At 35.0% G+C, this 14,188-nt stretch carries 11 protein-coding genes; 6 read left to right on the forward strand and 5 right to left on the reverse strand.

What is annotated here, in order from left to right; all coding sequences use genetic code 11:
- Positions 1-31 precede the first annotated feature (31 nt).
- The 3 genes from DPQ31_RS03140 to DPQ31_RS03150 form a co-directional block, all read right to left on the reverse strand.
- Positions 32-544, reverse strand: a complete 513-nt coding sequence (locus tag DPQ31_RS03140) for a GNAT family N-acetyltransferase (protein WP_000351217.1) — start codon at positions 542-544, stop codon at positions 32-34.
- A gap of 146 nt (positions 545-690) precedes the next feature.
- A complete protein-coding gene (locus tag DPQ31_RS03145; RefSeq protein WP_208731538.1) occupies positions 691-2,136 on the reverse strand; it encodes a HAMP domain-containing sensor histidine kinase in 1,446 nt (481 codons plus the stop codon).
- A 64-nt stretch (positions 2,137-2,200) separates the two neighbouring features.
- Positions 2,201-2,872, reverse strand: a complete 672-nt coding sequence (locus DPQ31_RS03150) for a response regulator transcription factor (protein WP_000238941.1) — start codon at positions 2,870-2,872, stop codon at positions 2,201-2,203.
- 329 nt (positions 2,873-3,201) lie between these two features.
- Between DPQ31_RS03150 and DPQ31_RS29215 the strand changes: the two genes are divergently transcribed.
- The gene (locus tag DPQ31_RS29215) at positions 3,202-3,324 is read left to right on the forward strand and encodes a hypothetical protein (protein WP_001068395.1); all 123 of its coding nucleotides are present in this window, start codon (positions 3,202-3,204) and stop codon (positions 3,322-3,324) included.
- 457 nt (positions 3,325-3,781) lie between these two features.
- Here the strand turns inward: DPQ31_RS29215 and DPQ31_RS03155 are convergent, their stop codons facing one another.
- Both DPQ31_RS03155 and fdhD read right to left on the reverse strand, forming a co-directional pair.
- Positions 3,782-4,288: a GNAT family N-acetyltransferase gene (locus DPQ31_RS03155; protein WP_087949286.1), complete on the reverse strand. Its 507-nt coding sequence runs from the start codon at positions 4,286-4,288 to the stop codon at positions 3,782-3,784.
- Positions 4,289-4,514: 226 nt separating this feature from the next.
- Positions 4,515-5,321 carry a formate dehydrogenase accessory sulfurtransferase FdhD gene (gene fdhD / locus DPQ31_RS03160; RefSeq protein ID WP_208731539.1) on the reverse strand — a complete coding sequence of 269 codons (807 nt, stop codon included), beginning with the start codon at positions 5,319-5,321 and terminating at the stop codon, positions 4,515-4,517.
- A 302-nt stretch (positions 5,322-5,623) separates the two neighbouring features.
- Here fdhD and fdhF point away from each other — a divergent pair, with 302 nt between their 5' ends.
- The 5 genes from fdhF to DPQ31_RS03185 all read left to right on the forward strand — a co-directional run bounded on the left by fdhF (position 5,624) and on the right by DPQ31_RS03185 (position 14,106).
- Entirely contained in the window at positions 5,624-8,560 is a 2,937-nt protein-coding gene (gene fdhF / locus DPQ31_RS03165) for a formate dehydrogenase subunit alpha (protein ID WP_208731540.1), read from the forward strand.
- 12 nt (positions 8,561-8,572) lie between these two features.
- Entirely contained in the window at positions 8,573-9,055 is a 483-nt protein-coding gene (locus tag DPQ31_RS03170; RefSeq protein ID WP_001040512.1) for a helical membrane plugin domain-containing protein, read from the forward strand.
- A 156-nt stretch (positions 9,056-9,211) separates the two neighbouring features.
- Positions 9,212-11,083 carry a glycerophosphoryl diester phosphodiesterase membrane domain-containing protein gene (locus DPQ31_RS03175; protein WP_087969864.1) on the forward strand — a complete coding sequence of 624 codons (1,872 nt, stop codon included), beginning with the start codon at positions 9,212-9,214 and terminating at the stop codon, positions 11,081-11,083.
- 370 nt (positions 11,084-11,453) lie between these two features.
- Complete coding sequence (ald, locus tag DPQ31_RS03180) at positions 11,454-12,587, forward strand: alanine dehydrogenase (RefSeq protein ID WP_208731541.1); 1,134 nt, start codon at positions 11,454-11,456, stop codon at positions 12,585-12,587.
- A 103-nt stretch (positions 12,588-12,690) separates the two neighbouring features.
- Positions 12,691-14,106 carry an amino acid permease gene (locus DPQ31_RS03185; RefSeq protein ID WP_208731542.1) on the forward strand — a complete coding sequence of 472 codons (1,416 nt, stop codon included), beginning with the start codon at positions 12,691-12,693 and terminating at the stop codon, positions 14,104-14,106.
- The last annotated feature ends 82 nt before the right edge of the window (positions 14,107-14,188 follow it).

A 14,188-nucleotide genomic window follows, 5' to 3' on the forward strand; every position in this document is an offset into this window, starting at 1 on the left:
AACATCCTCATATATGAGAGGATGTTTTTTATTATTTATTTTCATCTAGGAATAAGACCATATGCTCTTCATCCCAATATTGTCCGTTATATTTCAGTGAACGTTCTTGTACACCAAACGTTTTAAAGCCTAATGACTCATAAAGTTTCTTCGCACCATCGTTTCCGACAACAACATCAAGCATAACTTGTTCTACGTCTAAAGATTTAGCAAGCTCAAGACATTCTTTAATAAGTGCTTTTCCTGCTCCAAGTCCGCGTGCTTTTGGAGACACATATACGGAACCAATTTTTGCTTTATGTTCTTGTTTTACATATGGTTTCGTTTCCAGTGTAGCAACTCCGATTAATTTGCCGTTTTTAAATGCACCTAGTGTATAGTTTTCGTCTTGTGCTAATTTTTGTGCTTTATATTCAATAGCACACTCTTTATTAATAATATCTTCATAAGAAGAGCTGAAAGCCTCAGGGTTTTGCTTTAATCCTTCTACGCGAAGTTCTAAGTAAATTTCTGCTTCGTCTTTTGTTAATACATGGATATCCAATTATATCACCCTCCAGATCTTTGACAAATGTACCTTTATTTTATATTGAAATAAGAATAATTTCAAAAGCTTAGCTTATAAGGGCAGATTTTATGAACAAAATAACACCAGTAGTGTTTACTACTACTGGTGTTTTCACACGCATCTTATTCAAAAGGAATCTCGATTATAAAGTTTGTTCCCACTCCTAATTGGCTTGTTACTAGAATGGAACCTTTATGCAATTCTACAATTTCCTTTGCAACAGCCAGTCCGATACCTTTTCCTCCAGTAGCCCTCGTTCTGGATTTATCAACACGGTAAAAGCGATCGAAAATATGCGGGATATCTTCTTTTGGAATACCTTCACCTTCATCTTGTACACTTATTGTAAAATAATCTGCTTCCGTTAGTACACGTATTGTTATAGTAGTGTTTTCTGGTGAATGCTGATAAGCATTATGCAATAAATTTAACATAACTTGTTCCATGCGTCTTTCGTCTATGCAAACTTCTAAATCGTTTTTACAATATACATGAAGTTGCATTTGTTTGTTCGTTAATGTTGTTTTTGTTTTTTCAACCATTCTTTCTAAAAATGGTTGAAGAAGCATCGTTTGTTTTTTAATAACAAATTGGTGTTGTTCTAATTGTACAAGCATAAATAAATCTTGTACGAGATCGGTTACACTATCCGTTTCGTCCTCAATGATTTGTAAATATTCTTCGCGTTCTTCTTTCGTTAAAGAGTCTCTCTTTGCTACCTTTGCATAACCTTTCATATAGGTTAATGGAGTTAATAATTCGTGAGCAACACTAGCGAGAAATTCATTTCGTTCTTTTTTCATATACGTAAGTTCACTCGATAAATCTTCAATCGTTTTTGCTAAACTTCCAAGTTCATCATTTCGTTTAATTCCTAATTGAATTGGCTTATTTAATTTTGAAATTTTTTCGGTCGCTCTTTTCATTTTTATAAGCGGCTCTGTAATAACTCGAGAAAAAACAAAGACAGAAATCGTTGTTAAAATAATTGTTAAAATACTGATGATAAGAAATTGGTCCATGAGTTTAATTAACATATTTTCTAAAAAAGATGTCTTTAATAACATATGTAAGTTACCTTGAAATCCAGTTATTTCAAGTGGGCTTACTGTTGAGATGAATTTCGATTTTTTCCAATTTTTTTCTACGATCACCCCGTTTTGGGGGATATTTTTCGTTTTGCAAATAAGTTGTTTTTGCATTTCCTTTGTTACGGGTTCTGAGGTGGAAATGATTTTGCCGTTCTTGTCAGTTATAATGATAGTGGTATCGGTGTTAGCAATTAATTCTGAGCCAATTAATTCTTCAGCTGCATGCTCGATAGTGAACTCTTGATACCAAGGGCGTTTAGGTCGTTCGGTGTTTGGTTTTTGTTTAGAATATTCATTCCATTTTGCGCGGTTTACAATTTTGTCACGATACCGATTGCCTTTTTCTAATAGAGCACCTGTTTCTTCTGTAATCCGCATTTTTGAAATACTTTTGTAAAAGGATACGAAAGCAATTGTTTCAATACATAAAGCTAATATTAAAAAGTATGTCCCAATTTTAAGTGAAAGTTTACTCATTTTCCCACCATACCTTATTCATAATAAAGGGTCAGTGGTATGATATTTCCACTGACCTAAGTAATTATTCACTTTTCCATTTATATCCGACTTTATAAACGGTTTCTAAATAATCCTCGACTGGAAATCCTTTTTTACGTAATTTATCACGGATATTGCGAATATGCGAATCAATCGTTCTATATTCGATGTCTGTTTCATAGCCCCAAATTTTTTCGATTAAATCATCTCGGCTGTAAGCACGGTTTGTATTTTGTAAAAACAGTCCAAGTAATGAAAATTCGATAGGAGTTAGTGAGATTTTTTCGTCATACACTGTGACAGTATGTTTCGTTTTATCCCACTCAATACCATTGAAGCTAACAAAGCCATCTTTCTTTGTCCGGCGTAATATAGCTTCAATTCGTGCGACTAATACATGCTCATCAAATGGTTTTGTGATATAGTCGTCTGCTCCCATAGTAAGGCCTTTAACCATATCGTAATTTTGATTACGAGCTGTTAGCATAATGATTGGAACGTTGGAAATTTGACGGATTTGATAGCAAGTATCCCATCCGTCCATATTTGGCATCATAACATCTAATAAAATAATATCGAATTTTTTTTGCTCGATTAATTCCAGCGCTTCAAGGCCAGATTTAGCTTTCATACAAAAATAGCCGCGAGGGCTTAAGAAAAGATCTAGCAATCGTAACATACGTTCTTCATCGTCTACTAATAAAATTTTTACCATAATCTTGTGCACCCCAAACTATTCATTCTACTTGTATAGTTTACATGAAAATAATAAAAAACTCTTTTTATGTGATTGAATGGATGGCTGATTTTTTCGCTCAGGGCAATTGACATAAAAAATGCACTAGTTTTGCACAACTATTATTTATAATAGAAAACGTAGCGACACAAATACCCTATGTTGCGACATAACGTCATGTCATTTTATTTATAAAATGACAATTCCATTCTATTGTGTATGTGAGATAGAGAGGGTTTTCGTATTCACCTCGCATCGGATAAGAAAAATTTCCTATCTCACACTTTTTTTAAAAGGAGATAATACACATGAATCCAAAAGAAGAAGTTTCAAAAAAAGAAAAGCAAGATCGTAATACGGTTGTAATGTGTGTTGCCGTATCTATGATTATTATTATAAGTTGCGTAAATAAAATTTTGGGAATTTTATAATATATAAAAGCTGATTACTTGTTAACAAGCAATCAGCTTTTTTTATTTTATCCGATTGGTGTGGAGTAATAACTAGTGGGGGAATGACCTTCTGGATTAAAGTTCTACTTTATCAAGAGGCATATTTTTATATAATAAACCAAGGTAAAATTGCTAATCCAGAAGTTATCATTGCTGTAGCACATATTAAAAAGATAGCTCGTTTTTTTTGTTTCATGTCACATTCTCCTCTACATATCAATTGAATGCTGTTCGTTCATTTTATATTTTTAGTATAGTGAATGGAAAGGATTGGTACGATCGATAAAGGTGACATGAAGATTACATTGTTGTAATGAAAAAAGCATCTTTCTTAATAAGAAGATGCTTTTAGAAAACTATCCCGCTATTTGTGGATTAATAATCAGTGGGGATAGACCCCCCCACACCAATTAAAGTTTCATTTTATATTGAAGTATTAATCATTTAAGAATAAAACCATATGTTCTTCGTCCCAATATTGACCGTTGTGCTTTAATGAACGTTCTTGCACGCCGTAAGTTTGGAAACCTAATGACTCATATAGTTTTTTTGCGGCATCGTTACCAGCTACAACATCGAGCATAAGTTGTTCTACATGTAATTTATCGGCATTTTCAATAATGGCTTTAATTAGAGCTCGTCCTGCCCCAAGGCCACGTGCTTTTGGGGAAACAAAAACGGAGCCGATTTTTGCTTTATGTTCTTGTTTAATGAATGGTTTTGTTTCTAAAGTAGCAATACCAATCAAATCGTTATCGTTGAAGACACCTAGAGTATACTTATCCGGATTGCTTAATCTTTTTGCCATAGCAGCTACAGGATTTTCATGTTTAAGAACATCTTCATAAGAAGAGCTAAAAGCTTCCGGGTTCTTCGTTAAACCTTCCATACAAACTTTTAAATATATTTCTGCGTCCTCTGTTGTTAATAAGCGAATTTCCATAGTTGTAACCTCCTTGGTGGATTTCAAATAAATCCATTACTTTTATAAGATTGAGTATGCGTTTTTTAGCAGTCTCTTTTAATTTGTAAAAGAATGAAAAGATATATGCTACAATGTTTTGATTTAATTGTGTAATGAAATTATATATTAACTTTATTAACTATTCAAGTCTTTAATATATTACATTTTTATAACTAAAATAACTCCTCGATCGAGGAGTTATTTTTTAAACATTCAATTGATAGCCATCAATTCGTTTTGGATGTGTGTAAATATTACAAGAGTCATTTCTAATAAATCCTACGACTGTAATGCCTAAGTCATGAGCAAGTTGCAAGGCTAGTTTTGTTGGAGCGGATTTAGATAGAACAATTTCACAGCCGATTTTTGAAACTTTGAGTAAAATTTCAGATGAAATACGTCCGCTAAATGCGATAATTTTTCCTTTAACAGATATATCATTACGTAAACAATAGCCGTATATTTTATCTAATGCGTTATGTCTTCCGATATCCATTCTTGATATAAGGATATTGTTTCGATCACATAGCGCAGTATTGTGAACACCGCCGGTTTGGCGAAATGTAGTGGAAGATTGTTGTAAGGCATTCATTAAGTAAAAGCATTCTTCAGGAGTAATTTTTACATGTATATCATGTAAATCTTTTGCTTTTGCGGCGTCGTTTACGAAAATAAAACCTTGTCTACCTTTTCCGCAGCAAGAAGTGATGTATCGTTTGTTATATAAAGTTTGATAGAGTGGATTCACTTTTGATGATTTTACATGGACAATTCCGTTCTCTTCTTGAACCCATATTTCTTCAACATCTTTATAGGAAGAAATAATTCCTTCAGAAATTAAAAAACCAACTACCATATCTTCAATGTAATTTGGTGTGCATACAACTGTTACGTATTCTTCACCATTTAATTTAATAGTAATAGGAGATTCTGTAACAATCTCATCAACTTGTTTTGAAAATGAGCCAGATTGATAGCGTACAATCGTATATGTCTCTTGCGTAAACTCCATATTAAATTCCCCTTTTATATGTATTTTTCTCCCACATTTATCATAAAACATTGAAAAAATAAAAACACCTATTAGCAGGGAAATCACAGATTATTTTGGTTATTATTGTATATGTACGATATAATAGAACTGTAGAATAGTGACATTTTCAAGCTTTCGTAGTTATACCTTATAACATCAAGAATCGACTTCATAAGAAAAGGATTTCAGCAGAGCGTTTCAAAAATATGTACAGTAACTCGTTTTTTTGAAAACGGATTCATAAACGTGTTGTACAGTTGGTTGTAAGGAGTGGGGAAACTATGGCAGAACAGACAGTCCGTGTAACCGTTGATGGTAAAGAATTTGCTGCATCAGGTGAAAAGACGATACTACAATTATTTAACGAGAGTAACTTGGAACATCCTCAAATTTGTCATGTACCAGAAGTAGATCCAATTCAAACTTGTGATACATGTATTGTAGAAGTAGATGGGAAGTTAATGCGTGCTTGTTCAACGCAAATAGAGAACGGTATGCATATTGAAAGACAGTCGCAGCGCGCAAAAGAGGCGCAGACTGAGGCGATGGATCGAATATTAGAGAACCATTTATTGTATTGTACTGTTTGTGATAACAATAATGGTAACTGTAAAGTGCATAATACAGTGCATATGATGGAAATTGAAGAACAGAAATACCCGTATGAACCGAAAGTAAGTGCGTGTGAAGTGGACATGTCACATCCGTTTTACCGGTATGATCCAAATCAATGTATTGCTTGTGGACAGTGTGTAGAAGTATGTCAAAACTTACAGGTCAATGAAACTATATCGATAGATTGGAATTTAGACCGCCCGCGTGTTATTTGGGACAATGGTGTAAGTATAAATGACTCGTCTTGTGTGAGTTGTGGGCAATGTGTAACAGTTTGTCCATGTAATGCGTTAATGGAAAAAACAATGCTAGGTGAAGCTGGGTTTATGACAGGATTAAAACCAGATGTGTTAGATCCGATGATTGATTTTGTAAAAGATGTAGAGCCAGGATATAGCAGTATTTTAGCAGTTTCAGAAGTGGAATCTGCGATGCGCAAGACGAAGGTTAAAAAAACGAAAACAGTTTGTACATTTTGCGGTGTCGGTTGCTCGTTTGAAGTGTGGACGAAAGACCGTCATATTTTAAAAGTACAACCTGTTTCAGATGCACCGGTTAATGGTATCTCTACATGTGTAAAAGGTAAATTTGGATGGGACTTTGTAAATAGTGAAGATCGCATTACAAAGCCATTAATTCGCCAAGGAGATATGTTTGTTGAAGCTTCTTGGGAAGAAGCTCTTGAAGTTGTTGCATCTAACATGCAGCATATTAAATCAGAATACGGCAGCGATGCATTTGGGTTTATTTCTTCTTCGAAAGTAACGAATGAAGAGAATTATCTTATGCAAAAACTAGCTCGTCAAATATATGGAACAAATAATGTAGATAACTGTTCCCGTTATTGTCAATCTCCAGCAACAGACGGCTTATTTAAAACTGTCGGTATGGGTGGGGATGCTGGAACAGTGAAAGATATCGCTGAAGCAGGTCTTGTTATTATCGTTGGTGCGAATCCAACAGAGGGACATCCTGTACTTGCGACGCGTGTGAAACGTGCTCATAAATTACACGAACAAAAATTAATTGTAGCAGACCTTCGTAAACATGAAATGGCTGAGCGTGCGGATATATTTGTTCATCCGAGTCAAGGAACTGATTATGTATGGCTTGCTGGTATTACGAAATATATTATCGATCAAGACTGGCATGATAAAAAATTCTTAGCTGAAAATGTAAAGAACTTTGATGAATATAGCAAAATGTTAGAAAAGTATTCGCTTGATTACACAGAAGAAATTACGGGGATTTCTAAAGAAAACCTGAAAGCAATGGCTCGTATGGTATATGAAGCAGATGGTACTTGCGTACTTTGGGGAATGGGTGTAACTCAAAATACAGGAGGTAGTACAACTTCAGCTGCAATTTCAAATTTATTACTTGTTACGGGTAACTACCGTCGTCCCGGTGCAGGTGCATACCCATTAAGAGGACATAATAACGTGCAAGGCGCTTGTGATATGGCGACCTTACCGAATTGGCTTCCAGGTTATCAAGCGGTATCTGATGATACGCTCCGTGCTAAATTTGAAAAAGCGTACGGTACGACGATTCCGAAAGAGCCAGGATTAAATAATATTGCAATGTTACTTGCGGCGGAAGAAGGAAAACTGCGCGGTATGTATGTTATGGGTGAAGAAATGGCTTTAGTAGATTCAAATGCGAACCATGTGCAACATATTTTAGCGAATTTAGATTTCCTTGTTGTTCAAGATATGTTCTTATCAAAAACAGCTCGTTTTGCTGATGTTATTTTACCGGCAGCACCGAGCTTAGAAAAAGAAGGGACGTTTACGAATACAGAACGTCGTATTCAAAGATTATATGAAGTATTGAAGCCGCTTGGTGATTCAAAACCAGACTGGTGGATTTTACAAAAAGTAGCTCGTGCACTAGGCGGAGATTGGAATTATGAAAACCCAAGTGAGATTATGGATGAAATAGCATCGCTTGCACCGTTATATTCTCAGGCAACATATGATCGTTTAGAAGGATGGAATAGTTTATGTTGGGGTAGCCATGATGGTAGCGATACACCGCTATTATATGTAGATGGATTTAACTTCCCAGATAAACTTGCTCGTTTATCATTAGATGAATGGGTACCACCAGTTGTGGCGCCGGATGAGTATGATTTACTATTAAATAATGGTCGTATGCTAGAGCATTTCCATGAAGGGAATATGACGAATAAGTCGGCTGGTATTTTATCTAAAGTATCTGAAGTATTCGTTGAAATTTCACCTGAACTTGCTAAAGAGCGTAATGTGAAAGATGGTGGTCTTGTAGAATTAGCATCGCCGTTTGGTAAGATTAAAGTACAAGCACTTGTTACAGACCGTGTAACGGGAAATGAGTTATATTTACCAATGCATGCGACAGTAAATGAAGAGGCTATTAATATTTTAACAGGAACAGCGACAGACATTTATACGTGTACACCAGCTTATAAACAAACGATGGTGAAACTGCGCGTATTACGTGAAAAAGGAAATCGTCCATTACCATCTTCAAACCCACGAGATAAAAAACGCCATCCACAAAATGGTGTTGAAATTCAGCAAAAATGGCAAAGAAAACAATACGTATCACTGGTGGACTAGGGGGCGGAGATAGTGGCAAAAGAAATTACGTTAATTAAAAAGAAAGTTGTAACAGAAGAAGAGAAGAAACAGCAATTAGCAGAGGAACTGTTCACGGAATTAGCGAATAACCGTGAAGCAGTTGAGGAAACGATGCAATTACTAGCGCAATTACAGAAAGCTGGTATTTTAGATGCGGCGATTAGTTTACTTGCTGCGAAAGAAGATGTTTCGAAAATTGCTGTTGAGCAATTAAATCGTGAACCAGTGAAAAATGCACTGAACAATATGATGGGGGCAGGAGAGGCTTTATCTTCAGTTGACCCAGAGGTAACAAAACAAATCACATCGAGCTTAGTTACTGGATTGCAATTTGCAACAGATGAATTAAATAGTGGTAAAAAAACAAAAGTGATGGATTTCTTTAAAGTATTAAAAGATCCAGATATCAATAGAGCAATCACATTCGGTTTTAGCTTTTTGAAAGCATTTGGGCAAGGATTAGAGAAAAAATAGAGTAGATGAAAAAAGTGATGGGAAGTAGCCATCACTTTTTTCATTATATGTATAAGAGTGTTCATGTTAAGCGGAATATATTATTATTAAAAAGATGGATTAGAAATGGAAATGTGGAATCCATCTCAAATATCGTTTTAGAATGTGGAGGAATATATGCAACACCGTAAAAGACTATCTATACCAGGAGTAATGAGCCATTCCTTTCAAACAGTAAAATTTGCTTTTTGGAATGTATTAACCTTTCAACTTGCTTATAAATTGTTAGCAGCGATTGTATTTGTTCCACTGTTTGGGATCATTTTTAATAAATTATTGTATTTTGGTGGTTACGCAAATGCGACAAATGATGAATTATTGGCATTTTTGAAAACACCATACGGCATTTTGGCAATCGTAATTTTATCATTGTTAGCACTGTTTCTTATCTTTACGGAATTTGCGGTGCTTATTATTATTTCGTATTTCGCTCATAAAAGACAAAAGGTGAAATTACGTCCGATTTTATATAAAACAGTAACGTACTTACCTACGCTTTTCACATATTGCTTACCGGGATTTATTTTATATGCTGTCGTATTGTTACCTCTTTTAAATATGGGATATGAAACGGCATTAATTCCGCAAATTCAAATTCCTAATTTTATTACAGGAGAACTGTTTAAGACGACGATGGGACAAGTAGGTTATTACACGTTCTTTGCCGTAGTTGCGTATTTGAACCTTCGCTGGATTTTCGTTCTACCTATTGTCGTTTTAGAACAAAAGCCGTTTCGCACAGCAGCACGCAAAAGTGCAGCTTTAGTAAAAGAAAGCTTTTTTAAAGTACTATTCTTTTTAGTAGGGTTTTTTATTTCAATAGGAATTGTTTATATTGTGTTTTTTGGAATATATTTATTGTGTCTATGGGGTGTGTATGAATTTACAAACCCAGAAGGAACATTTGCTTTATTAGCTGAATCAACGATTTCTGTATTCCTAACAAGTACATTGTATTTATTTAGCTTTATCGTTACACCATTTTATATTATGGCTATAACAAGATTGTACTTACAAAAGGTTCCGGTTGAAGATGTTTTATTAGAAGAAGGATTAGATTATTCGAAAACGAAAGCGGATAAATGTTTCTTTCAAAAACATCGCTGGAAATTTATTAGTGTATATATTGTAGGGATTATTACGGCCGGAATGGTCGTTGCCTTCATTGTAACGTTTATTTCAAATTCGTATAAAGAACCGATTATTATGGCGCACCGCGGATATATATCAAAAGGGGTAGAAAATACGAAAGAAGCTGTGCAAGGTGCTATTGATGCAAAAGCAGACTACGCTGAAATAGATGTATTACAAACGAAAGACGGTGAGCTAGCGGTTATACATGACTTGAAGTTAAAACGTCTTGCAAATGCCAATGTGCATGTGTCAGATTTAACGATGGATGAATTAAGACAGCTTACTCTTAGTCAAGATGGATTTTCAGGACAAATAAGTACACTTGATGAAATCATTAAGCTTGCAAAGGGGAAAATCAAACTCAATATTGAAGTGAAGCTTCATGGGGGCGAAAAAGACTTTGTAAATAAAGTATTAAAAGCGATTAAAGATAATGAATTTGAGAAGCAATGTGTAATTCAAACGTTACACTATCCACTCATTAAAGAGTTTAAGCGTGCAAATTCAGATATAAAAGTAGGATATATACTGTATGCAAGTAGAGCTAACTTAAAGAATGTAAAAGCTGACTTTTATGTAGCAGAAGAATACATGTTAAATAAGAAATTAGTAAAAGAAGCAAGGAAGTTAAATAAGCCAATTTACGTATGGACAGTAAATGATATGGAGAGTTTAAAGGCATATTATAAGTTAAACGTAGATGGTATCATTACCGATTATCCTGAAGATGCACGTGAAACAATTAAGGAGTTAAAAGAGCAAGAAGCGGAAGAAAGTGATCTGTTTGATAAAATTACTGAAACAACAGATGATTTGTTTTCAAAGTTATTTATAAGTTATCCAGCTGCTGGCTAAATGCCAGCAGCTGTTTTTTTTGTAAAAAGAATATATTTCTAAAGTATTGTGTAAAGTAATAACTGTATATGTATACGTCTTCATTTGGAGTTTTTACATTGTTATATTATTGTCAAATAATAAATGATTACTGCTTATTTTGAAGGGATATAATAAAAATAGAGTAATAGATAATGAAATAGAACGAACTTCCTAATAGAATCAATGTTTTATATATTTACACTATTCTAAATATATAAACTTTAGAAAAATGATATGTTAGCGTTTTCATAACTTTTAAGTTATGCTAGAATAAGGACATAAGTTATTAATTATTACAAAAAGAAAAAAGACTTTCTTTTTTCTGTTAATTATAAGGGGGCATTTCATTATGCGTATTGGGGTACCAGCAGAAATTAAAAACAACGAAAACCGTGTGGCAATGACACCAGCTGGTGTTGTACATTTAATTCGTAACAATCACGAAGTATTTATTCAAAAGGGTGCAGGTTTAGGATCTGGTTTCACAGATGCTCAGTATGTTGAAGCGGGAGCAAAAATTGTTGATACAGCTGAAGAAGCTTGGAACATGGAAATGGTTATGAAAGTTAAGGAACCAATTGAAAGCGAATACAAACACTTCAGTGAAGGTTTAATCTTATTCACATACTTACACTTAGCTCCAGAACCAGAATTAACAAAAGCTTTAATCGAGAAGAAAGTAGTAGCTATTGCGTACGAAACAGTACAATTAGAAAACCGTTCATTACCATTACTTGCACCTATGAGTGAAGTAGCTGGTCGTATGGCTGCACAAATTGGTGCACAGTTCCTTGAGAAAAACAAAGGCGGTAAAGGTATCTTACTTGCAGGTGTTCCAGGGGTTAAACGTGGTAAAGTAACAATTATCGGTGGTGGACAAGCTGGTACAAATGCTGCTAAAATTGCAGTTGGACTAGGTGCGGATGTAACAATCATCGACTTAAGTGCAGAACGTCTTCGTCAATTAGATGACATTTTCGGAAACCAAGTAAAAACTTTAATGTCTAATCCTTACAATATTGCAGAAGCTGTAAAAGAGTCTGATCTTGTAATTGGTGCAGTATTAATCCCAGGTGCAAAAGCGCCAAAACTTGTAACAGAAGAAATGATTCAATCAATGGAACCAGGTTCTGTTGTTGTAGATATCGCGATTGACCAAGGTGGTATTTTCGAAACAACTGACCGTATTACAACTCATGATAACCCAACTTACGAAAAACACGGTGTTGTTCATTATGCAGTTGCAAACATGCCAGGTGCGGTTCCACGTACATCAACTCTTGCATTAACAAACGTAACAGTACCATATGCAGTACAAATTGCTAACAAAGGCTACAAAGCTGCTTGCCTAGGCAACACTGCATTATTAAAAGGTATTAACACATTGGATGGCTATGTAACATTTGAAGCTGTTGCAGAAGCTCACGGTGTAGAGTACAAAGGTGCTAAAGAATTATTAGAAGCAGAAACAGTATCTTGCTAATAGAAGCATTATACAAAACAAAATCGAACAATATATAAAACAACATGATAAGAGCTAAGAGATAATACCTCTTAGCTCTTCTTGGCAAAAGGGGGCATTCATCGTGGCCAACCTATTTAAAAAGAAATCCGTTACGCAATTGTTAGGGGAAAGTAAAAGTAAAACTTTAACGAAAACGCTAGGGGCATTTGACCTAACAATGCTAGGGATTGGTGCGATAATTGGTACAGGAGTTCTAGTATTAACTGGATTAGTAGCAGCAAGAGATGCTGGTCCGGCGGTTATTTTTTCATTTATGATTGCAGCAATTGTTTGTGGATTTGCAGCTTTATGTTATGCGGAAGTTGCGTCTACACTTCCTGTTTCAGGTAGTGTGTACACATATTCGTATGCAACAATTGGTGAGTTTGTTGCCCATTTAATGGGATGGACATTGTTATCCGTATATGTCGTAACGACTGCCGCAGTAGCTGGTGGATGGACGGGTTATTTCCATAACTTAGTGAGTGGATTGGGACTTGAAATTCCAAAAGCATTGCTAACGATTCCAGCGCAAGGTGGTATGGTAAACTTACCAGCAGTTATCGTTACGTTAGTGATAACTTGGTTATTATCACGAGGTACGAAAGAAAGTAAGCGTGTGAATAACATAATGGTATTAATTAAAATTGGTATTGTTGTTTTATTCATTGCAGTTGGTGTATTCTACGTGAAACCAGAAAACTGGATACCATTTGCACCTTACGGTTTAAGTGGAGTGTTCGCAGGGGGAGCAGCAGTATTCTTTGCTTTCTTAGGATTTGATGCATTAGCAACTTCTGCTGAAGAAGTAAAAAATCCGCAACGTGATCTACCAATTGGTATTATTGCCTCGTTAGTTATTTGTACAATCATTTATGTTGTAGTTTGTCTCGTTATGACAGGTATGGTTTCTTATAAGGAATTAGATGTACCTGAAGCTATGGCATATGTGTTAGAAGTTGTAGGACAAGATAAAGTGGCTGGTGTAATTGCTATTGGAGCTGTAATCGGTATTATGGCTGTAATTTTCGCTTACATTTATGCGACAACGCGTGTATTCTTCGCAATGAGCCGTGACGGTTTATTACCAAAATCTTTTGCGAAAATTAACAAGAAGACTGAAGCGCCAACATTTTCAGTGTGGTTAACGGGAATTGGTAGTGCTTTAATTGCTGGATTTATCGATTTAAAAGAATTGTCGAATTTAGCGAATATTGGAGCGTTATTAACATTCGCCATGGTGGGTGTAACTGTTATCATTCTTCGTAAAACGCATCCGAAATTACAACGTGGATTTATGGTACCACTTGTACCGATCTTACCGATTATTTCAGTTGCATGTTGTCTATTCTTAATGGTAAATTTACCATTAAAAACATGGATATACTTCGGTGTTTGGTTAGCAATCGGAGTAGTTGTATACTTTGTTTATTCGAAAAAACATAGTCATTTAAAAGAAGATGGAAGTTCGCAGGATAATTTAGATCAAGCTAATTAAAGGGATATAAAATAGTAAGCCTTGTGCGTCTAGGGAGCGCACAAGGCTTTTTCTTTTGGATAAGGAAGGAAATAAATGTTAA

Source organism: Bacillus sp. COPE52, assembly GCF_003355115.1.
GTDB classification, from domain to species: Bacteria; Bacillota; Bacilli; order Bacillales; family Bacillaceae_G; genus Bacillus_A; species Bacillus_A toyonensis.

Bases quoted from the DNA above. Each gene is read 5' to 3' on its own strand.
- DPQ31_RS03145 (WP_208731538.1), bottom strand. From the start codon at position 2,136: ATGAGTAAACTTTCACTTAAAATTGGGACATACTTTTTAATATTAGCT.
- DPQ31_RS03175 (WP_087969864.1), top strand. From the start codon at position 9,212: ATGCAACACCGTAAAAGACTATCTATACCAGGAGTAATGAGCCATTCC.
- fdhD (WP_208731539.1), bottom strand. From the start codon at position 5,321: ATGGAGTTTACGCAAGAGACATATACGATTGTACGCTATCAATCTGGC.
- DPQ31_RS03155 (WP_087949286.1), bottom strand. From the start codon at position 4,288: ATGGAAATTCGCTTATTAACAACAGAGGACGCAGAAATATATTTAAAA.
- fdhF (WP_208731540.1), top strand. From the start codon at position 5,624: ATGGCAGAACAGACAGTCCGTGTAACCGTTGATGGTAAAGAATTTGCT.
- ald (WP_208731541.1), top strand. From the start codon at position 11,454: ATGCGTATTGGGGTACCAGCAGAAATTAAAAACAACGAAAACCGTGTG.
- DPQ31_RS29215 (WP_001068395.1), top strand. From the start codon at position 3,202: ATGAATCCAAAAGAAGAAGTTTCAAAAAAAGAAAAGCAAGATCGTAAT.
- DPQ31_RS03150 (WP_000238941.1), bottom strand. From the start codon at position 2,872: ATGGTAAAAATTTTATTAGTAGACGATGAAGAACGTATGTTACGATTG.